We start from the raw sequence: 19,524 nt of genomic DNA, 5'->3' as shown, positions 1-19,524 counted from the left end.
GGGTGAGTCTGCCCTCTGCCGAAGGTCATTATGCGAGGGGGTCGGGGGCGGTGGTGATCCCGAACTCCGCCAGCTTGGCCTTGCCGCCGTCGGGGGCCGTGAGGACCAGGGGGCCCTCCTCGGTCAGGGCGACGGAGTGCTCCCAGTGGGAGGACCAGGTGCCGTCCGTGGTGATGACGGTCCAGTCGTCCCGCAGGACCTCGGTCCGCGGGGTGCCGAGGGACACCATCGGCTCGATGGCCAGGCAGAAGCCGGGCACCAGCTTCGGGCCCTTGCCGCGGCGGCGCTCCACATAGTTCAGCAGGTGCGGGTCCATGTGCATCTCGGTGCCGATGCCGTGGCCGCCGTAGTCCTCGATGATCCCGTATCGGCCGCCGCCCGGCTTGGGCTGGCGACGGATGTACGTCTCGATGGCGCGGGAGATGTCCACGAGCCGGTTGCCGAGGCGCACGGCCGCGATCCCGGCCCACATCGACTCCTCGGTCACCCGGGACAACTCGACCAGCTCCGGGGAGTGACCGGACCCCACGAAGGCGGTGTAGGCCGCGTCACCGTGCCAGCCGTCCACGATCGCGCCCGCGTCGATGGAGATGATGTCGCCGTCCTTGAGGACCACCTCGTCGGAGGGGATGCCATGGACGACCACCTCGTTCACCGAGGTGCAGATGGTCGCGGGGAAGCCGCCGTAGCCCAGGAAGTTCGACTTCGCCCCGTGCTCGGCGATCACCTTGCGGGCCACCTCGTCCAGGTCCTTGGTCGTGGCGCCCGGCACCGCGGCCTCGCGCGTGGCCGCGTGCACGGCGGCGACGACCAGGCCCGCCGCACGCATCTTGGCGATCTGCTCGGGGGTCTTGATCTGCACCATCAGGGCTGCGGCCTTTCTGACCGGGGCTACGGGAACTGCTTCAACGATACGGGGCCGCGGCGCCGCCCCGTCCGGCGCGAGGGGACCGGAACCGGCCCGGCCGCCGCAGGACGGCGCCACCGGCACCGCCCACAGCTCGGCCGCGGCTCCCGGCAGGGAACCGCGGCCGTGGCAGGGACGACGACTACTTGTCGCCGGACTTCTGCTTGAGCGCCTCCATGGCGCGCCGGGTGACCTCTTCCACCTTGCCGAGCGCCGAGATGGTGACCACCAGGCCCTGGGCCTTGTAGTAGTCGATGATCGGCTCGGTCTGCGTGTGGTAGACCTCCAGCCGCTTGCGGACGGTCTCCTCGGAGTCGTCGTCGCGCTGGTACAGCTCGCCGCCGCACACGTCGCAGACGCCGTCCTGCTTCGGCTGCTTGTACGAGACGTGGAAGACGTGCGCCGAGTCGTTGCGGCAGACGCGGCGGCCCGCGATGCGCTTGACGACCTCGTCCTCCGGAACCTCCAGGTCGAGCACCGCGTCGACCTTCATGCCCTCGTCCTTGAGCATGTCGTCCAGCGCCTCGGCCTGCGAGACGTTGCGCGGGAAACCGTCGAGCAGGAAGCCGCCGCGGGCGTCCGGCTGCTCCATGCGGTCCTTGGCCATCGCGATGGTGACCTCGTCCGGCACCAGGTTGCCCGCGTCCATGTAGGACTTCGCGAGTTTCCCGAGCTCCGTCTGGCGGCTGATGTTGGCCCGGAACAGGTCGCCCGTGGAGATGTGGGGGATCGACAGGTTCTTGGCCAGGAACGCAGCCTGCGTTCCCTTGCCGGCACCGGGCGGCCCGACGAGGACGATTCGCATCAGCGGAGGAACCCTTCGTAATTGCGCTGCTGGAGCTGGCTCTCGATCTGCTTCACCGTCTCGAGTCCGACACCCACGATGATCAGGATGCTGGTCCCGCCGAAGGGGAAGTTCTGGCTCGCCCCGAAGCCGACCAACGCCATGGTCGGTACCAGAGCGATCAGACCCAGGTACAGCGAACCCGGCCAGGTGATCCGGTTGAGCACGTACGACAGGTACTCAGCGGTGGGCCGACCGGCCCGGATGCCCGGGATGAAGCCACCATACTTCTTCATGTTGTCCGCGACTTCCTCGGGGTTGAAGGAGATCGCCACGTAGAAGAACGCGAAGAAAACGATGAGCAAGAAGTACAGGGTGATGTAAATCGGGTGGTCACCCTTGGTCAGGTTGTTCTGGACCCAGGTCTTCCAGCCGGAGGTGCCCCCGGCGAACTGGGCGACCAGCGCCGGAATGTACAGCAACGACGAGGCGAAGATGACGGGGATCACACCCGCCTGGTTCACCTTCAGCGGGATGTAGGTCGACGTACCGCCGTAGGACCGCCGGCCGATCATGCGCTTGGCGTACTGGACCGGGATGCGGCGCTGCGCCTGCTCCACGAAGACCACCAGGCCGACCATGACCAGGCCGACGAGGATGACCGTGCCGAACTCGATCCAGCCGCCGGCCAGGGTGCCCTGCTTCTTGATGGCCCACAGCGCGGACGGGAAGGTCGCGGCGATCGAGATGAACATCAGGATCGACATGCCGTTGCCGATGCCGCGGTCGGTGATCAGCTCACCGAGCCACATGACGACGGCCGTACCGGCGGTCATGCAGATGACCATCGTGATGGTGGTGAAGATCGACTGGTCGGGGACGATCGAGGTCGCCACCGGGCAGCCGTTGAAGAGCGCGCCGCTGCGGGCGGTCGCCACCAGACCGGTGCCCTGGAGGATGGCCAGCGCCACCGTCAGATAGCGGGTGTACTGCGTGATCTTCGTCGTACCCGCCTGGCCCTCCTTCTTCAGGGCCTCCAGGCGCGGGATGACCACGGTCAGCAGCTGGAGAATGATGCTCGCCGTGATGTACGGCATGATGCCGAGCGCGAAGACCGTGATCTGGAGCAGCGCTCCGCCACTGAACATGTTGACCAGGCCGAAGAGGCTCTGGTTGCCCTTGTTGGCCACGTCGATACAGGTCTGGACGCTCTTGTAGTCCACGCCGGGGATCGGGATGTGGGTACCGACCCGGTAGACCACGATGATCCCGAGCGTGAAGAGCAGCTTCTTGCGCAGGTCGGGCGTCCTGAACGCCCGGGCGAACGCGGTGAGCACGGTGCCTCCTGCGACCCCCGCGCAACTGCGTCAAGGGTGACGGTCTTGAGATTCCGACTGAACAACGACTTGGGTAACGTCCCACTGCCGCCTTGAGTGCCCGAACCGCGGCACTCCGTGAAAGTTGGCAGTGCAAGCCACCTTACCGGCGAGACACCCCCCGTGGAACGACCAACCGGGGATACCCCTTATGTGGGGTATCCCCGGTCGGGATCGTTCAGGTCATCGAGACGCCCGAAAAATTCAGACGAGCTCGGTGACGGTACCGCCCGCGGCGGTGATCTTCTCCTTGGCGGAACCGGAGACGGCGTCGACCGTCACCTGCAGCGCCACGGAGATCTCGCCCTGGCCGAGGACCTTGACGAGGCTGTTCTTACGAACAGCGCCCTTGGCCACCAGACCCTCGACGGTGACCTCGCCACCCTCGGGGTAGAGCGCGGCCAGCTTGTCGAGGTTCACGACCTGGAACTCGGTCTTGAACGGGTTCTTGAAGCCCTTCAGCTTCGGGAGGCGCATGTGGAGCGGCATCTGGCCACCCTCGAAGCGCTCCGGAACCTGGTAACGGGCCTTGGTGCCCTTCGTACCACGACCGGCCGTCTTACCCTTCGACGCCTCACCACGACCCACACGGGTCTTGGCGGTCTTGGCGCCCGGGGCGGGACGGAGGTTGTGGATCTTGAGCGGGTTCTGCTCCGCCATGATCAGTCGACCTCCTCGACCGTCACGAGGTGGCGGACGGTGTGCACCATGCCGCGGAACTCGGGGCGGTCCTCCTTGACGACCACGGTGTTGATCCCCTTGAGACCAAGCGACCGCAGCGTGTCACGGTGGTTCTGCTTGCTGCCGATGTAGGACTTGACCTGCGTGATCTTGAGCTGCGCCATGATTACGCACCCGCCCCGGCACGCGCACGCAGAAGAGCCGCGGGCGCGATGTCCTCGAGCGGCAGACCGCGGCGGGCCGCGATCTCCTCGGGACGCTGGAGGCCCTTGAGGGCCGCCACGGTCGCGTGCACGATGTTGATCGCGTTGTCGGAGCCGAGCGACTTCGACAGCACGTCGTGGATACCGGCGCACTCGAGCACGGCGCGCACCGGACCACCGGCGATAACACCGGTACCCGGGGACGCGGGCTTGAGCAGCACGACGCCGGCAGCCTTCTCACCCTGGATCGGGTGCGGGATGGTGCCCTGGATACGCGGGACCTTGAAGAAGTGCTTCTTGGCCTCCTCAACGCCCTTGGCGATGGCGGCCGGCACCTCCTTGGCCTTGCCGTATCCGACACCCACGGTGCCGTCACCGTCGCCCACCACGACCAGCGCGGTGAAGCTGAAGCGACGACCACCCTTCACAACCTTGGCGACGCGGTTGATCGCGACAACGCGCTCAACGTACGCGGTCTTCTCGGCGGCAGCAGCGCCGCCGTCACGGCCCTTCCGGTCCCGCCGCTCGCCGCCACCGGCACCGCCACCGCGGCGCTGGGGTCCAGCCATTGGATTTACCTCTTTCTTTTCCGCTAGCTACGGCGGCTCAGAACCTGAGCCCGGCTTCGCGGGCGGCGTCCGCCAGGGCGGCGATGCGCCCGGCGTACTGGTTGCCACCACGGTCGAACACGACAGCCTCGACACCGGCGGCCTTGGCACGCTCGGCGACCAGGGCGCCGACCTGCTTGGCCTGCGCGGACTTGTCGCCCTCGCCACCGCGGATCGAGCTGTCCAGCGTGGACGCCGATGCCAGGGTGTGGCCCTTCAGGTCGTCGATCACCTGCGCCACGATGTGGCGGTTGGAGCGGGTCACGACCAGACGGGGGCGCTCCGCCGTACCGGAAAGGTTCTTGCGGATCCGGATGTGACGGCGCTTGATCGCGGCGCGCTTGTAGGCGTCGCCCTTGAGGATCTTCTGCCCGTATGCCATGGCTTACTTACCCGCCTTTCCGACCTTGCGGCGGATGACTTCGCCCTCGTACTTGACGCCCTTGGCCTTGTACGGGTCAGGCTTGCGCAGCTTGCGGATGTTGGCCGCAACCTCGCCGACCTTCTGCTTGTCGATGCCCTCGACCTGGAAGCGGGTCGGGGACTCCACCTTGAAGGTGATGCCCTCGGGGGCCTCGATCAGGATCGGGTGGCTGTAACCGAGCGCGAACTCGAGGTTCGCACCCTTGGCGGCCACGCGGTAACCGACACCGCTGATCTCGAGCTTCTTCACGTAACCCTGGGTCACGCCGGTGATCATGTTCGCCACCAGCGTGCGGGACAGGCCGTGCAGGGCCTTGCTCTGACGCTCGTCGTTGGGGCGGGTCACCGCCAGGGTGCCGTCCTCGCCCTTGGCGATCTCGATCGGCGCCACGACGGTGTGGGTCAGCGTGCCCTTGGGGCCCTTGACCGCGACCGTACGGCCGTCGATGGTGACGTCCACGCCGGCGGGAACCGCGATGGGGAGCTTGCCGATGCGCGACATAGCTGTTTCCTCCGTTCCCTTCTGCTACCAGACGTAGGCGAGGACTTCCCCACCCACGCCCTTCTTGCCGGCCTGCTTGTCAGTGAGGAGCCCGTGCGACGTGGAGATGATCGCCACGCCGAGGCCGCCCAGCACCTTCGGCAGGTTGGTGGACTTCGCGTACACCCGGAGACCGGGCTTGGAGATCCGCTTGATGCCCGCGATGGAGCGCTCACGGTTCGGGCCGAACTTCAGCTCGAGAACGAGGTTCTTGCCGACCTCGGCGTCCTCGACCTTCCAGCCCGTGATGAAGCCCTCCTGCTGGAGGATCTCTGCGATGTGCGACTTGATCTTCGATGCCGGCATCGTCACGGAGTCGTGGTATGCCGAGTTCGCGTTCCGCAGACGGGTCAGCATGTCTGCGATCGGATCAGTCATGGTCATGAATTGGCCTTCGGCCTCTCTCGCCGGGGTTTCCTGGTGCGCCATCCCTCTCCCCGATCCGAGACGGGACGGGTGCGGCGCGGTGGACCTACGGCGTAGTAAGTCGTACGGGCGGCAGACGCCCAACCCCACTAGCCTAAGGCATGGGAGATGGACCGCCTGCCGACCCAGATGCTTACCGAGAGCCCGGCTTCAACCCAAGTGGGTTGTTACCAGGAGCTCTTGGTCACGCCCGGCAGCTCGCCACGGTGAGCCATCTCACGAAGGCACACGCGGCACAGGCCGAACTTGCGGTACACGGAGTGCGGACGGCCGCAGCGCTGGCAGCGGGTGTACGCACGCACACCGAACTTGGGCTTACGAGCAGCCTTGGCAATCAGAGCCTTCTTCGCCATCTCGCTTACGCCTCCTTGAACGGGAAGCCGAGGTGACGAAGGAGCGCGCGGCCCTCAGCGTCGTTGGTCGCCGTGGTGACCACGGTGATGTCCATACCCCGGACGCGGTCGATCTTGTCCTGGTCGATCTCGTGGAACATGACCTGCTCCGTGAGACCGAAGGTGTAGTTGCCACGGCCGTCGAACTGCTTGGGGGACAGGCCGCGGAAGTCGCGGATGCGCGGGAGCGCGAGCGACAGGGTGCGGTCCAGGAACTCCCACATGCGGTCGCCACGAAGCGTGACGTGGGCACCGATCGGCTGGCCCTCACGCAGCTTGAACTGCGCGATGGACTTGCGGGCCTTGGTGACGGCCGGCTTCTGACCGGTGATCGTGGTGAGGTCGCGCACGGCGCCGTCCATCAGCTTGGAGTCGCGGGCGGCGTCGCCCACACCCATGTTGACCACGATCTTGACGAGGCCCGGAATCTGCATGACGTTCTCGTACTTGAACTCGTCACGCATCTTGGGGGCGATCTCGTCGCGGTACTTCTGCTTGAGACGCGGAGTGGTGGTAGCCATCAGATGTCCTCACCCGTCCGCTTGGCAACGCGGATCTTGTTGCCGTTCTCGTCGAAGCGGTAACCGACACGCGTGACGACCTTCTGACCGTCCTGCTCCACGACCAGCTGAACGTTGGACACGTGGATCGGGGCCTCGGTGGTCACGATGCCGCCGGCCTGGGAGCCAGTGGCGGTCGGGCCGGCCTTGGTGTGCTTCTTGACCCGGTTGACACCCTCGACCAGGACGCGCTCGTCGCGCGGGTAAGCGGCAATGACCTTGCCCTGCTTGCCCTTGTCCTTGCCGGTGATGACCTGGACCAGGTCACCCTTCTTGATCTTCATGCTTACAGCACCTCCGGCGCGAGCGAGATGATCTTCATGAACTTCTTCTCGCGCAGCTCACGGCCGACCGGGCCGAAGATACGGGTGCCGCGAGGGTCGCCGTCGTTCTTCAGAATGACGGCGGCGTTCTCGTCGAAGCGGATGTACGAGCCGTCCGGACGACGGCGCTCCTTGACGGTGCGAACGATGACCGCCTTGACGACGTCACCCTTCTTCACGTTGCCACCGGGGATCGCGTCCTTGACGGTGGCGACGATGACGTCACCGATGCCCGCGTAGCGGCGACCGGAGCCACCGAGCACACGGATGCAAAGGATTTCCTTCGCACCAGTGTTGTCGGCGACACGCAGTCGCGACTCCTGCTGGATCACGTCTATCTCCTGTTTGTCTGCCGGTTCCCCGGGGGCCGCTCAGCGAGCGGCCCCCGGAGCCTGGCGGAACTGTCCTGCGAGGGGCGCCCCGCAGGAACGTACTTTTTGGAATTCCCTTGCGGGAATTACCTACTTGGCCTTCTCGAGGATCTCGACGACGCGCCAGCGCTTGGTCGCGGACAGCGGCCGGGTCTCCATCAGGAGGACGCGGTCGCCGACACCCGCGGCGTTCTGCTCGTCGTGCGCCTTGAGCTTGTTCGTACGGCGGATGACCTTGCCGTACAGCGCGTGCTTGACGCGGTCCTCGACGGCGACGACGACGGTCTTGTCCATCTTGTCGCTGACGACGAGACCCTCGCGGGTCTTGCGGAAGCCGCGCGCCTCAGTGTTCTCAGTCACGTTCTTCTCGCTCATCAGGCGTTCTCCACCGTTTCGATGCCCAGCTCACGCTCGCGCATCAGGGTGTAGATCCGCGCGATGTCCTTGCGGACCGCCTTCAGACGGCCGTGGTTCTCGAGCTGGCCAGTCGCCGCCTGGAAGCGGAGATTGAACAGCTCTTCCTTGGCCTCGCGGAGCTTGTCCAGAAGCTCCTCGTTGCCCAGCTCGCGCAGCTCGGACGCCTTGGTACCGGCCGACATCACGCTTCACCTGCCTCGCGCTTGACGATCCGGCACTTCATCGGCAGCTTGTGGGCCGCGCGAAGGAGCGCCTCACGGGCGATCTTCTCATTGGGGTAGGACAGCTCGAACATCACGCGACCGGGCTTGACGTTCGCGATCCACCACTCCGGCGAACCCTTACCGGAACCCATGCGGGTCTCGGCGGGCTTCTTGGTCAGCGGACGGTCCGGGTAGATGTTGATCCAGACCTTGCCGCCACGCTTGATGTGGCGGGTCATCGCGATACGAGCCGCCTCGATCTGGCGGTTCGTCACGTAGGCCGGGGTCATGGCCTGGATGCCGTACTCGCCGAACGCAACCTGCGTTCCACCCTTGGCCATACCATCGCGCTTCGGGTGGTGCTGCTTGCGGTGCTTGACCCTACGGGGGATCAGCATTTCGGTCAGGCCTCCGTTCCGGTGCTCTCAGCCGGAGCGGCGGACGCGGGAGCCTCGGCCTTGGGGGCCTCGGCGCCGGCAGCCTGCTGCGGCTTGCGACCGCGCCGCTCGCCGCCACGGCCACCACGGGCCGGGCGGTCGGCGCCACCGCGGGCCGGGCGGTTACCCGCACGGGCGGCAGCGTTCTCGGCGCGGACCTCGGCGATGTTCTTGACGTCGCCCTTGTAGATCCAGACCTTCACACCGATGCGGCCGAAGGTCGTCTTGGCCTCGAAGAAGCCGTAGTCCACGTTCGCGCGGAGCGTGTGCAGGGGCACACGGCCCTCGCGGTAGAACTCCGAGCGGGACATCTCGGCGCCACCGAGGCGGCCGCCGCACTGGATCTTGATGCCCTTGGCGCCCGCCTTCATCGACGACTGCATGCTCTTACGCATGGCGCGACGGAAGGAGACACGGGAGGAGAGCTGCTCGGCAACGGCCTGGGCCACGAGCTGAGCATCCGTCTCGGGGTTCTTGACCTCGAGGATGTTCAGCTGGACCTGCTTGCCCGTGAGCTTCTCGAGGTCACCGCGGATGCGGTCGGCCTCGGCGCCACGGCGGCCGATGACGATGCCCGGACGCGCGGTGTGGATGTCCACGCGGACACGGTCACGGGTGCGCTCGATCTCCACCTTGGAGATACCGGCGCGCTCCATGCCGGACGTCATCATCCGACGGATGGCGACGTCTTCCTTGACGTAGTCCTTGTACAGCTTGTCGGCGTACCAACGCGACTTGAAGTCGGTCGTGATACCGAGCCGGAACCCATGCGGGTTTACCTTCTGGCCCATTACCGGGTTCCTTCCTTGCTGCTGACGACCACGGTGATGTGGCTGGTCCGCTTGCGGATCCGGTAGGCACGGCCCTGGGCACGCGGACGGAACCGCTTCAGGGTCGGGCCCTCGTCGACGTACGCCTCAGCAATGTAAAGGCTGTCGACATCGGTGTGGTCGTAGTTGTGCGCGGCGTTGGCAATGGCGCTGTCCAGCACCTTGCCCACCGGCACGCTCGCGGCCTGCGGGGCGAAACGCAGGACCGCCTGAGCCTCCGCGGCGCCCATGCCGCGGATGAGGTCCACCACACGGCGGGCCTTCATGGGCGTGACGCGGATGTACCGCGCCTGGGCCCTGGCTTCCATGGTTGTCCCTTCAATGTTTGTCATGGTCGTTTGCACCCCGCCGGCTAGCGGCGCTTCGACTTCCGGTCGTCCTTGACGTGGCCCCGGAAGGTGCGGGTCGGCGAGAACTCGCCGAGCTTGTGGCCGACCATCGACTCGGTGACAAACACCGGGATGTGGGTCTTGCCGTTGTGCACCGCGATCGTGTGGCCGAGCATGGCCGGGACGATCATCGAGCGACGGGACCAGGTCTTGATGACGTTCTTGGTGCCGGCTTCGTTCTGCGTGTCCACCTTCTTGATCAGGTGGTCGTCGACGAAGGGCCCCTTCTTCAAGCTACGAGGCATCTCAACCCGTCCTTAGCGCTTCTTGTTCGTCTTGCGGCGGCGGACGATGTACTTGTTGCTCGCCTTCTTGGCGGAACGAGTACGGCCTTCCTTCTGACCCCACGGGGACACCGGGTGGCGGCCACCAGAGGTACGTCCCTCACCACCACCGTGCGGGTGGTCGACAGGGTTCATGACCACACCACGCACGGAGGGGCGAACGCCCTTCCAGCGCATGCGGCCGGCCTTGCCCCAGTTGATGTTCGACTGCTCGGCGTTGCCGACCTCGCCCACAGTGGCGCGGCAGCGGACGTCGACCAGGCGGATCTCACCCGACGGCATGCGCAGGTGGGCGTAGGCGCCCTCCTTCGCGAGCAGCTGCACGGAGGCACCTGCCGAGCGGGCGAACTTGGCGCCGCCGCCCGGACGCAGCTCGATGGCGTGCAGGGTCGTACCGACCGGGATGTTGCGCAGGGCAAGGTTGTTGCCCGGCTTGATGTCGGCCCCGGGGCCGTTCTCCACGCGGTCGCCCTGGCTCAGGCCACGCGGCGCGAGGATGTAGCGCTTCTCGCCGTCCGCGTAGTGCAGGAGCGCGATGCGCGCGGTGCGGTTGGGGTCGTACTCGATGTGCGCGACCTTCGCCGGCACGCCGTCCTTGTCGTGACGACGGAAGTCGATCACGCGGAAGGCGCGCTTGTGTCCGCCACCCTGGTGGCGAACGGTCACACGACCGGTGTTGTTACGGCCGCCCTTGTTGTGCAGCGGGCGGACCAGCGACTTCTCCGGCGTGGACCGCGTGACCTCGACGAAGTCGGCGACGCTGGCGCCACGACGGCCCGGCGTAGTCGGCTTGTACTTGCGGATTCCCATTTCTCAGTCCTCGTCCGATATCGGACGATCCGACCCGCTTACGCGGTCGGACCGCCGAAGATGTCGATACGGTCGCCCTCGGCGAGGGTCACGATCGCGCGCTTGGTCGCGGCACGCTGACCGAAGCCGGTCTTCGTGCGCTTCCGCTTGCCCTGGCGGTTGATCGTGTTGACCCCGGTGACCTTGACCGAGAAGACCGCCTGGACGGCCTGCTTGATCTGGGTCTTGTTGGCGTTCGGGTCGACGATGAACGTGTACTTGTTATCGTCCAGGAGCGCGTAGCTCTTCTCCGACACGACCGGCTTCAGCAGCACGTCACGGGGGTCCGTGTACGCCTTGCTCGCCGGGGTGACGACGGTGTTCTTGCCCTCGGCGGCGTGACGACGCGCCTTGGCGACGCGCGCGGCCTTGGCGGCCTTGGCGGCCTTCGAGGCAATGGCGGGGTGACGGATGGCCATCAGACCTCGCTCCCTTCGGTGTCGTTGGCCTTCGGGCCGGACACGAAGGACTCGAAAGCGGCCTGGGTGAAGACCACGTCGTCGGAGACGATCACGTCGTACGTGTTCAGCTGGCCCGGCTCCAGGATGTGGACCTGGGGCAGGTTGCGAGCGGACAGCAGGGCCTTCTCGTTCTCACGCTCGACGACCAGGAGCACGTTCTTGCGCTCGCTGATCTTGCCGAGGAGAGCCTTGGCGGCCTTGGTGGAGACGTCCGACTCGACCACGTCGCTGACGACGTGGATGCGGTTGTTGCGGGCCCGGTCGGTGAGGGCGTGGCGCAGGGCCGCGGCCTTCATCTTCTTGGGGGTCCGCTGCGAGTAGTCGCGCGGCACGGGACCGTGCACGACGCCACCACCGGCGAACTGCGGCGCGCGGGTCGAACCCTGACGGGCGCGACCGGTGCCCTTCTGGCGGTACGGCTTCTTGCCGCCACCACGGACCTCGCCACGGGTCTTCGTCTTGTGCGTGCCCTGGCGGGCAGCGGCCAGCTGGGCGACGACGACCTGGTGGATCAGCGGAACGCTGACCTTCTCAACGTCGAAGATCTCCGCGGGGAGCTCGACGGAACCGGCCTTCTCGCCCGCCGGCGAAAGGATGTCAACAGTGCTCATCGGTTACCTCAGGCCCCCTTGGCCGCGGTGCGGACCAGGACGAGGCCGCCGTTCGGACCGGGAACCGCGCCCTTGATGAGCAGCAGACCCTTCTCCGCGTCAACGGCGTGGACGGTCAGGTTCTGGGTGGTGACGCGCTCGTTGCCCATGCGACCCGCCATGCGGACGCCCTTGAACACACGGCCCGGGGTGGCACAGCCACCGATGGAACCGGGAGAGCGGTGCTTGCGCTGAACGCCGTGACCGGCGCCGAGGCCCTTGAAGTTGTGACGCTTCATGACACCGGCGAAGCCCTTGCCCTTGCTCTTGCCGGTGACGTCGACCTTCACGCCGGCCTCGAACACCTCAGCGGTGATCTCCTGGCCGAGGGTGTACTCGGCGGCATCCGCGGTGCGGATCTCGACGAGGTGACGGCGCGGGGTGACGTCGGCCTTGGCGAAGTGGCCCTTGAGGGGCTTGTTCACCTTGCGCGGGTCGATCTCGCCGAAGGCGATCTGGACCGACTCGTAGCCGTCGGCGTCGTTCGTACGGACCTGGGTGACGACGTTGGGGCCGGCCTTGACGACGGTCACGGGGACGACACGGTTGTTCGCGTCCCAGACCTGCGTCATGCCGAGCTTCTCGCCCAGGATGCCCTTGATCTGCTTAGCCATTCTTCAGATCACCGGCCCTCAGAGCTTGATCTCGATGTCGACACCGGCCGGGAGGTCGAGTCGCATCAGGGAGTCAACGGTCTTGGGCGTCGGGTCGAGAATGTCGATCAGGCGCTTGTGCGTGCGCATCTCGAAGTGCTCGCGCGAGTCCTTGTACTTGTGCGGCGACTTGATGACGCAGTACACGTTCTTCTCAGTGGGCAGCGGCACCGGGCCCGCGACCGACGCACCAGTGCGAGTCACCGTCTCGACGATCTTCTTCGCCGAAGAGTCGATGACCTCGTGGTCGTAGGCCTTGAGCCGGATGCGGATCTTCTGTCCCGCCATGGCTACTTCGTAGTCCTGTCTCTTCTTACGCTCTGGAACCCGGCGGTTCCGGCCCCGTTCTCCGACCCACGCGGTCGGGCGTGTCGCACCTCCGCTGACATGGATGTCCCTTGTTCGAACATCCCCTGTCCGGGATTGGACACAGCCCTTCCGGAACTGTGGGACCGGGGGCGGAGAGCCCACCGGGTGCCTGGCCGGTGTCGCGCTCACACTTCCCGGAAGATTCCCGTACGTCCGTCCCAGTGCTGCCGTGAGGCAGTTAGGACGACGAGTACTGTGGGACTCGCTTCCGGTCCTCCCGGCGGGAGGCGCGCAGCATCAACACTCGACCGAGCAACCCCGCTAGTCTGCCATACGGGGCGGGGGCCTGGCCAATCGGGCCGGAGAGAATACCCCGGGAGTGGCACAGGTCAAACCGGCGAGCCGCCGTGTCCCGCCCCGAAGCTCAGCTCCCGGCCGCGTACGGCACGAAGGCCGACCACGCAGCGGGGCTCATCGCCAGCCGCGGGCCCGCGGTCTCCTTGGAGTCCCGGACGAGCACGGCACCGGGCGCCACGGCCAGCTCGACACAGGAGTTGCCGTCGTTGCCGCCGCTGTAGCTGCTCTTGAACCACACCAGCTCGGAAGAGTCCCCGGCCGTGGTCTTGCGGATCATGTCTCTCCCAGCAGTTGCTCAATAAGGGCCAGCGACTCCCCTGGAGAGAGCGCCTGAGCCCGGATGGTGCCATATCGCAGTTCAAGGATGCGCAGGTGTTTGGGATCGGAGGTCGGCCGACCGCTGAAGGCACCGTCCGAGCGGCCGACCGCTGTGCCGTCCGGGAACTTCAGCAGTTCGATCCGACCGTCAAGGCCCGAATGCGTGTCGCAGTGCAACGGCATCACCTGGAGTACGACGTTGTGCAACCGCCCTACCGCCAGTAGGTGTTCGAGCTGCTGACGCCACGCCATTGTGCCCCCGATGGGCCGCCGCAGAACCCCCTCCTCCAGCACGAAGCTCAGCGCCGGAGCGGGCGAGCGTTCGAAGACGGACTGCCTGGCCAGACGTGCGGCCACCATGCGCTCCACATCGTCCGGCGAGTACGGCGGCTGAGCCGCACCGATCACGGAGCGTGCGTGATCGGAGGTCTGTAGCAGCCCGGGGATGATGTGGCACTCGTACAGAGCAATCTCGACCGCCCTGGCTTCCATCTTGCCCAGCTCCCGAACCTTCTTCGGATACCGGACCCGCCGTACGTCCTCCCAGGTCGCCGTGATGAGGCCGCCCGCGTCCAGTACCTCGTCGGCCCGTAGCAGGTAGTCCTGCCGCGGGATCCGCCTCCCTCCCTCCACCTTGTAGACCAGGTCCTCGCCGTACCCGATGGCGTTACCGAACTCGGCGGCCCGTAGGCCCGCGGCCTCCCTGCGCAGCTTCAGCTGCCGCCCCACCGTGGCCAGTACGGCCACACCCCACTCGTCGTCCGGATCCACCTCCCAGCCCGGCTCGTCCGCCTCCCCCTGGAGCTGTCCCGCCTCGTCGTCCACCGACACCCTGTGCCCCCTCCGTAGTCCCGCGCGCGTCCCGCGACGCCCCTCCCCCGGTAACGAGTCAGGCAGCCCGGACAGTGCTGGACAAGCCGCCGACAGTCACCGCGCGCGACCGTGCGATCACCCCTCACCGCAGGGGCCCGCGGTCACCGCGGGGGCGGGAACGCGAAGAGGCCCGTACGACCGGAGTCGTACGGGCCTCTTCAGGTCAGCGAGTGACCGTCAGAGCAAGGAGTACTTACTTGACGATCTTGGTGACCTGGCCGGCGCCCACCGTGCGGCCACCCTCACGGATGGCGAACTTCAGGCCCTCTTCCATGGCGACGGGCTGGATGAGGTCCACCTTCATCTCGGTGTTGTCACCCGGCATGACCATCTCGGTGCCCTCGGGGAGGGTCACCACGCCGGTCACGTCCGTCGTGCGGAAGTAGAACTGCGGACGGTAGTTGTTGAAGAACGGCGTGTGGCGGCCACCCTCGTCCTTGGACAGGATGTAGGCCTGCGCCTCGAACTCGGTGTGCGGGGTGACCGAGCCCGGCTTGATGATGACCTGGCCGCGCTCGACGTCCTCGCGCTTGATGCCACGGAGGAGCAGACCGACGTTCTCACCGGCCTGGCCCTCGTCGAGCAGCTTGCGGAACATCTCGATGCCGGTGACCGTGGTGGTGGTCTTCTCGGTCTTGATGCCGATGATGTCGACGGTCTCGTTGACCTTGAGGACACCACGCTCGATACGACCGGTGACGACGGTGCCACGACCGGTGATCGTGAAGACGTCCTCGATCGGCATCAGGAACGGCTTGTCGACGTCGCGCTCGGGCTGCGGGATCGACTCGTCGACGGCGGCCATCAGGCTGAGGACGGAGTCCACCCACTCCTTCTCGCCCTCGAGGGCCTTCAGAGCGGAGACCTTGACGACCGGAACGTCGTCGCCCGGGAACTCGTACTCGGTGAGGAGCTCACGGACCTCGAGCTCGACGAGCTCCAGGATCTCCTCGTCGTCCACCATGTCGGCCTTGTTCAGGGCGACGACGATGTACGGAACGCCGACCTGGCGGGCCAGGAGCACGTGCTCCTTGGTCTGCGGCATCGGGCCGTCGGTCGCGGCGACCACCAGGATCGCGCCGTCCATCTGGGCGGCACCGGTGATCATGTTCTTGATGTAGTCCGCGTGACCGGGGCAGTCGACGTGGGCGTAGTGACGCGACTCGGTCTGGTACTCGACGTGCGCGATGGAGATGGTGATACCGCGCTGGCGCTCCTCGGGCGCCTTGTCGATGTTGTCGAACGCGGTGGCCTCGTTGAGGTCCGGGTACGCGTCGTGCAGCACCTTGGTAATGGCGGCCGTGAGGGTCGTCTTACCGTGGTCGATGTGACCGATGGTGCCGATGTTGACGTGCGGCTTAGTCCGCTCGAACTTCGCCTTCGCCACTGGGGTCCTCCTGTGGAGTGGTTCTGTACGCCTTACTCATCGGCGCCAGGTGATCTTTGCTGGGGTGCCGCCCGCCGGGGCCCTTCACGAGGAAGGACCCCCGGCGGTCGGTGTCAAGCCTAAGGCGTGGTGACGGGGTGCGTTACTCGCCCTTGGCCTTCGCGATGATCTCCTCGGCGACGTTCCGCGGAACCTCGGCGTAGGAGTCGAACTGCATCGAGTAGCTCGCGCGACCCGACGTCTTGCTGCGGAGGTCGCCGACGTAGCCGAACATCTCCGACAGCGGAACCAGGCCCTTTACGACGCGGGCGCCGGCACGCTCCTCCATGGCCTGAATCTGGCCACGGCGGGAGTTGATGTCACCGATGACCTCGCCCATGTAGTCCTCGGGCGTGGTGACCTCAACGGCCATCATCGGCTCGAGCAGCACGGGGCTGGCCTTGCGGGCGGCCTCCTTGAAGGCCTGCGAACCAGCGATCTTGAACGCCAGCTCGGAGGAGTCGACCTCGTGGTAACCACCGTCGAGCAGGATGACACGCACGCCGGTCATCTCGTAACCGGCGAGGATGCCGAACTGCATGGCCTCCTGGGCACCGGCGTCGACCGAAGGGATGTACTCCTTCGGGATACGGCCACCGCTGACCTGGTTCACGAACTCGTACGAGGTGTCGCCGGCCTCGAGCGGCTCGATCGCGATCTGCACCTTGGCGAACTGGCCGGTACCACCAGTCTGCTTCTTGTGCGTGTAGTCGAGGCGCTCGACGGCCTTGCGGATCGTCTCGCGGTACGCGACCTGGGGCTTGCCGACGTTGGCCTCGACCTTGAACTCACGGCGCATGCGGTCGACCAGCACCTCGAGGTGCAGCTCGCCCATACCGCCGATGATGGTCTGACCGGTCTCCTGGTCCGAGTGGACCTGGAACGACGGGTCCTCCTCGGCCAGGCGCTGGATCGCGATGCCCAGCTTCTCCTGGTCGCCCTTCGACTTGGGCTCGATGGCGACCTGGATGACCGGCGCCGGGAAGTCCATGGACTCCAGGATCACCGGCTGCTTGTCGTCGCACAGCGTCTCGCCGGTCGTGGTCTGCTTCAGACCCATGACGGCGACGATGTCACCGGCGCCCACCGACTCGATCTCCTCACGCTTGTTCGCGTGCATACGGTAGATCTTGCCGATGCGCTCCTTCCGGCCCTTGACGGAGTTCAGCACGGCAGAGCCGGACTCCAGGCGGCCGGAGTACACCCGGACGAAGGTGAGCTTGCCGAGGTGCGGGTCGCTCATGATCTTGAACGCCAGCGCCGAGAGGGGCTCCTCGTTGGACGGCTTGCGCTTCACGACCTCGTCCGCGTTGTTGACGGCGTGGCCCTCGATGGCCTCGACGTCCAGCGGGGAGGGGAGGTAGCGCACGACGGCGTCGAGCAGGGGCTGAACGCCCTTGTTCTTGAACGCGGTACCGCAGAACACCGGGGTGACGGTGGTGCTGGTGCCCTTGCCGGACGCGATGGTGATACGACGGATCGCGGCGTACAGCTGCTCCACGGAAGGCTCCTCGCCCTCCAGGTACAGCTCCATGATCTCTTCGTCGTTCTCCGCGACGGCCTCGAGCAGCTTGCCGCGCCACTCGTCGGCAGCCTCGGTGTGCGTGGCCGGGATGTCGACGGTGTCGTACATCTCGCCCTTGGTCGCCTCGGCGGACCAGACGTAGGCCTTCATCGTCACGAGGTCGATGACGCCCTTGAAGTCCGCCTCCGCGCCGATGGGCAGCTGCATGACGAGCGGCTGCGCACCCAGGCGGTCGGAGATCATGTCGACACAGCGGTGGAACTCGGCACCGGTGCGGTCGAGCTTGTTGACGAAGCAGATGCGCGGAACGCCGTAGCGGTCCGCCTGACGCCACACCGTCTCGGACTGGGGCTCAACACCGGCGACGCCGTCGAACACCGTCACGGCACCGTCGAGCACGCGCAGGGAGCGCTCCACCTCGACGGTGAAGTCGACGTGACCCGGGGTGTCGATGATGTTGATGGTGTGGTCGACGTCTTCCAGCGGCCAGTGGCAGGTGGTGGCAGCAGAGGTGATCGTGATGCCACGCTCCTGCTCCTGCTCCATCCAGTCCATGGTGGCAGCGCCGTCGTGGACCTCACCGATCTTGTAAGACACACCGGTGTAGAACAGGATCCGCTCGGTGGTGGTCGTCTTGCCCGCGTCGATGTGGGCCATGATGCCGATGTTGCGCACCTTGGCCAGGTCAAGCGAAGTGGTAGCCATAAGGCTTCAGTCTTCTCTCGGTCTCGATGTGGACTGCGACTACCAGCGGTAGTGCGCGAAGGCCTTGTTGGACTCGGCCATCTTGTGCGTGTCCTCGCGCTTCTTGACGGCCGCACCGAGGCCGTTCGAAGCGTCGAGAAGCTCGTTGAGCAGACGCTCGGTCATGGTCTTCTCGCGACGGGCGCGGGAGTAGCCCACGAGCCAGCGCAGCGCCAGGGTGTTGGCGCGGCCCGGCTTGACCTCGATCGGCACCTGGTAGGTGGCACCACCGACGCGGCGGGACTTGACCTCGAGGGTCGGCTTGATGTTCTCGAGAGCGCGCTTCAGCGTGATGACCGGGTCATTGCCGGTCTTGTCGCGCAGGCCCTCCATGGCGCCGTAAACGATGCGCTCGGCGGTGGAGCGCTTTCCGTTCAGCAGCACCTTGTTGATCAGGGAGGTCACCAGAGGGGAGCCGTAAACCGGGTCGATGATGACCGGGCGCTTCGGGGCGGGGCCCTTACGAGGCATTCTTACTTCTCCTTCTTGGCGCCGTAGCGGCTGCGGGCCTGCTTGCGGTTCTTGACACCCTGGGTGTCGAGCGAGCCGCGGATGATCTTGTAGCGAACACCCGGCAGGTCCTTCACACGGCCGCCGCGCACGAGCACGATGGAGTGCTCCTGCAGGTTGTGTCCCTCACCCGGAATGTAAGCAGTGACCTCGATCCCGCTGGTCAGACGCACACGCGCGACCTTACGCAGGGCCGAGTTCGGCTTCTTCGGGGTGGTCGTGAACACACGCGTGCAGACGCCCCGACGCTGAGGAGAACCCTCAAGTGCGGGCGTCTTGTTCTTCTCGACCTTGTCCTGCCGGCCCTTACGGACCAGCTGCTGGATCGTAGGCACTACTTCTCCGGTTTCTGTGTGCCGAATAGGTAAAGCTAACCTGGAACATCTCCGACCCACGCGGTCGGGCGTGTCGAACCCGCAAACTCCCGCCGCGAAGCGGGAAGGGCGCAGATTTCGGTGGCCGTTCATGACTCTCTGTACGGTTCAAAGGCACGCACGAGGGCCAGGGCACACCCCAGGCACAAGGTCTGAGCGTACCTACAGCACGGACTCCGGTCAAAACAAATGGACCCCCTCACGACACGCCGGACTTTCCGCGCACCGCTCCGGTCTGCCGAACTACCCGAAAACGGCCCGTTCCTGACTTACCGTACACGTCACCGCACCGTGCGTACGCACGCCCGGTGAGCGGCCGG

30 protein-coding genes are annotated in these 19,524 nt (G+C 66.2%); all 30 read right to left on the bottom strand.

Features of this window, described 5'->3' with window-relative positions; all coding sequences use genetic code 11:
• Window positions 1-28: 28 nt before the first annotated feature.
• Entirely contained in the window at window positions 29-865 is an 837-nt protein-coding gene (gene map, locus ACIHAA_RS19320; RefSeq protein ID WP_399818628.1) for a type I methionyl aminopeptidase, read from the bottom strand.
• A 184-nt stretch (window positions 866-1,049) separates the two neighbouring features.
• The gene (locus ACIHAA_RS19315) at window positions 1,050-1,712 is read right to left on the bottom strand and encodes an adenylate kinase (protein ID WP_399818626.1); all 663 of its coding nucleotides are present in this window, start codon (window positions 1,710-1,712) and stop codon (window positions 1,050-1,052) included.
• Entirely contained in the window at window positions 1,712-3,028 is a 1,317-nt protein-coding gene (secY, locus tag ACIHAA_RS19310; RefSeq protein ID WP_399818624.1) for a preprotein translocase subunit SecY, read from the bottom strand. Before secY ends, ACIHAA_RS19315 begins: the two co-directional genes overlap by 1 nt.
• A gap of 243 nt (window positions 3,029-3,271) precedes the next feature.
• A complete protein-coding gene (gene rplO / locus ACIHAA_RS19305; protein WP_023547373.1) occupies window positions 3,272-3,727 on the bottom strand; it encodes a 50S ribosomal protein L15 in 456 nt (151 codons plus the stop codon).
• A 2-nt stretch (window positions 3,728-3,729) separates the two neighbouring features.
• Entirely contained in the window at window positions 3,730-3,912 is a 183-nt protein-coding gene (gene rpmD / locus ACIHAA_RS19300) for a 50S ribosomal protein L30 (protein WP_003998814.1), read from the bottom strand.
• Between the two features lie 2 nt (window positions 3,913-3,914).
• The gene (gene rpsE / locus ACIHAA_RS19295) at window positions 3,915-4,520 is read right to left on the bottom strand and encodes a 30S ribosomal protein S5 (RefSeq protein WP_365161927.1); all 606 of its coding nucleotides are present in this window, start codon (window positions 4,518-4,520) and stop codon (window positions 3,915-3,917) included.
• Window positions 4,521-4,557: 37 nt separating this feature from the next.
• Window positions 4,558-4,941 carry a 50S ribosomal protein L18 gene (rplR, locus tag ACIHAA_RS19290; protein ID WP_067045323.1) on the bottom strand — a complete coding sequence of 128 codons (384 nt, stop codon included), beginning with the start codon at window positions 4,939-4,941 and terminating at the stop codon, window positions 4,558-4,560.
• Window positions 4,942-4,944: 3 nt separating this feature from the next.
• On the bottom strand, window positions 4,945-5,484 hold the full coding sequence (rplF, locus tag ACIHAA_RS19285) for a 50S ribosomal protein L6 (protein WP_399818621.1): 540 nt from the start codon (window positions 5,482-5,484) through the stop codon (window positions 4,945-4,947).
• 24 nt (window positions 5,485-5,508) lie between these two features.
• Window positions 5,509-5,907, bottom strand: coding sequence for a 30S ribosomal protein S8 (gene rpsH, locus ACIHAA_RS19280; RefSeq protein ID WP_007384075.1), 399 nt, complete (start codon window positions 5,905-5,907; stop codon window positions 5,509-5,511).
• Between the two features lie 209 nt (window positions 5,908-6,116).
• Entirely contained in the window at window positions 6,117-6,302 is a 186-nt protein-coding gene (locus tag ACIHAA_RS19275; protein WP_003956452.1) for a type Z 30S ribosomal protein S14, read from the bottom strand.
• A gap of 5 nt (window positions 6,303-6,307) precedes the next feature.
• Window positions 6,308-6,865 (bottom strand): 50S ribosomal protein L5, encoded by a 558-nt coding sequence (gene rplE, locus ACIHAA_RS19270; protein ID WP_399819068.1) that lies wholly within the window; start codon window positions 6,863-6,865, stop codon window positions 6,308-6,310.
• Complete coding sequence (gene rplX / locus ACIHAA_RS19265) at window positions 6,862-7,185, bottom strand: 50S ribosomal protein L24 (RefSeq protein WP_399818619.1); 324 nt, start codon at window positions 7,183-7,185, stop codon at window positions 6,862-6,864. The genes rplE and rplX overlap by 4 nt, the downstream gene beginning before the upstream one ends.
• 2 nt (window positions 7,186-7,187) lie before the next feature.
• Window positions 7,188-7,556 carry a 50S ribosomal protein L14 gene (gene rplN / locus ACIHAA_RS19260; RefSeq protein ID WP_003998823.1) on the bottom strand — a complete coding sequence of 123 codons (369 nt, stop codon included), beginning with the start codon at window positions 7,554-7,556 and terminating at the stop codon, window positions 7,188-7,190.
• Window positions 7,557-7,685: 129 nt separating this feature from the next.
• On the bottom strand, window positions 7,686-7,970 hold the full coding sequence (gene rpsQ / locus ACIHAA_RS19255) for a 30S ribosomal protein S17 (protein ID WP_153539280.1): 285 nt from the start codon (window positions 7,968-7,970) through the stop codon (window positions 7,686-7,688).
• A complete protein-coding gene (gene rpmC / locus ACIHAA_RS19250; RefSeq protein ID WP_054217228.1) occupies window positions 7,970-8,194 on the bottom strand; it encodes a 50S ribosomal protein L29 in 225 nt (74 codons plus the stop codon). Before rpmC ends, rpsQ begins: the two co-directional genes overlap by 1 nt.
• Window positions 8,194-8,613: a 50S ribosomal protein L16 gene (gene rplP, locus ACIHAA_RS19245; RefSeq protein WP_399818617.1), complete on the bottom strand. Its 420-nt coding sequence runs from the start codon at window positions 8,611-8,613 to the stop codon at window positions 8,194-8,196. Before rplP ends, rpmC begins: the two co-directional genes overlap by 1 nt.
• A 5-nt stretch (window positions 8,614-8,618) precedes the next feature.
• Entirely contained in the window at window positions 8,619-9,443 is an 825-nt protein-coding gene (gene rpsC, locus ACIHAA_RS19240) for a 30S ribosomal protein S3 (protein WP_399818615.1), read from the bottom strand.
• Complete coding sequence (rplV, locus tag ACIHAA_RS19235; protein WP_399818614.1) at window positions 9,443-9,790, bottom strand: 50S ribosomal protein L22; 348 nt, start codon at window positions 9,788-9,790, stop codon at window positions 9,443-9,445. Before rplV ends, rpsC begins: the two co-directional genes overlap by 1 nt.
• A gap of 44 nt (window positions 9,791-9,834) precedes the next feature.
• On the bottom strand, window positions 9,835-10,116 hold the full coding sequence (gene rpsS, locus ACIHAA_RS19230) for a 30S ribosomal protein S19 (protein ID WP_003974263.1): 282 nt from the start codon (window positions 10,114-10,116) through the stop codon (window positions 9,835-9,837).
• Window positions 10,117-10,128: 12 nt separating this feature from the next.
• Complete coding sequence (gene rplB, locus ACIHAA_RS19225; RefSeq protein WP_399818612.1) at window positions 10,129-10,965, bottom strand: 50S ribosomal protein L2; 837 nt, start codon at window positions 10,963-10,965, stop codon at window positions 10,129-10,131.
• A 38-nt stretch (window positions 10,966-11,003) separates the two neighbouring features.
• Complete coding sequence (gene rplW / locus ACIHAA_RS19220) at window positions 11,004-11,423, bottom strand: 50S ribosomal protein L23 (RefSeq protein WP_399818610.1); 420 nt, start codon at window positions 11,421-11,423, stop codon at window positions 11,004-11,006.
• A complete protein-coding gene (rplD, locus tag ACIHAA_RS19215) occupies window positions 11,423-12,076 on the bottom strand; it encodes a 50S ribosomal protein L4 (RefSeq protein WP_399818608.1) in 654 nt (217 codons plus the stop codon). The genes rplW and rplD overlap by 1 nt, the downstream gene beginning before the upstream one ends.
• 8 nt (window positions 12,077-12,084) lie before the next feature.
• Window positions 12,085-12,729, bottom strand: a complete 645-nt coding sequence (rplC, locus tag ACIHAA_RS19210) for a 50S ribosomal protein L3 (RefSeq protein ID WP_399818606.1) — start codon at window positions 12,727-12,729, stop codon at window positions 12,085-12,087.
• Between the two features lie 18 nt (window positions 12,730-12,747).
• Complete coding sequence (gene rpsJ / locus ACIHAA_RS19205; RefSeq protein ID WP_003948644.1) at window positions 12,748-13,056, bottom strand: 30S ribosomal protein S10; 309 nt, start codon at window positions 13,054-13,056, stop codon at window positions 12,748-12,750.
• 445 nt (window positions 13,057-13,501) lie between these two features.
• On the bottom strand, window positions 13,502-13,711 hold the full coding sequence (locus tag ACIHAA_RS19200; RefSeq protein WP_399818605.1) for a DUF397 domain-containing protein: 210 nt from the start codon (window positions 13,709-13,711) through the stop codon (window positions 13,502-13,504).
• Window positions 13,708-14,583 (bottom strand): helix-turn-helix domain-containing protein, encoded by an 876-nt coding sequence (locus tag ACIHAA_RS19195; RefSeq protein WP_399818603.1) that lies wholly within the window; start codon window positions 14,581-14,583, stop codon window positions 13,708-13,710. Before ACIHAA_RS19195 ends, ACIHAA_RS19200 begins: the two co-directional genes overlap by 4 nt.
• A gap of 235 nt (window positions 14,584-14,818) precedes the next feature.
• Window positions 14,819-16,012: an elongation factor Tu gene (tuf, locus tag ACIHAA_RS19190; protein WP_399818602.1), complete on the bottom strand. Its 1,194-nt coding sequence runs from the start codon at window positions 16,010-16,012 to the stop codon at window positions 14,819-14,821.
• Between the two features lie 142 nt (window positions 16,013-16,154).
• Complete coding sequence (gene fusA / locus ACIHAA_RS19185) at window positions 16,155-18,281, bottom strand: elongation factor G (protein WP_399818600.1); 2,127 nt, start codon at window positions 18,279-18,281, stop codon at window positions 16,155-16,157.
• A 39-nt stretch (window positions 18,282-18,320) separates the two neighbouring features.
• Window positions 18,321-18,791 carry a 30S ribosomal protein S7 gene (rpsG, locus tag ACIHAA_RS19180; protein ID WP_073792897.1) on the bottom strand — a complete coding sequence of 157 codons (471 nt, stop codon included), beginning with the start codon at window positions 18,789-18,791 and terminating at the stop codon, window positions 18,321-18,323.
• A gap of 2 nt (window positions 18,792-18,793) precedes the next feature.
• On the bottom strand, window positions 18,794-19,165 hold the full coding sequence (gene rpsL, locus ACIHAA_RS19175) for a 30S ribosomal protein S12 (RefSeq protein ID WP_003948652.1): 372 nt from the start codon (window positions 19,163-19,165) through the stop codon (window positions 18,794-18,796).
• Window positions 19,166-19,524: the final 359 nt, after the last annotated feature.

Source organism: Streptomyces sp. NPDC052040 (genome assembly GCF_044548405.1).
GTDB lineage: Bacteria > Actinomycetota > Actinomycetes > Streptomycetales > Streptomycetaceae > Streptomyces.
Note: the sequence above shows the minus strand (reverse complement) of the source record. Positions and strands in the feature narration are given on the sequence as shown.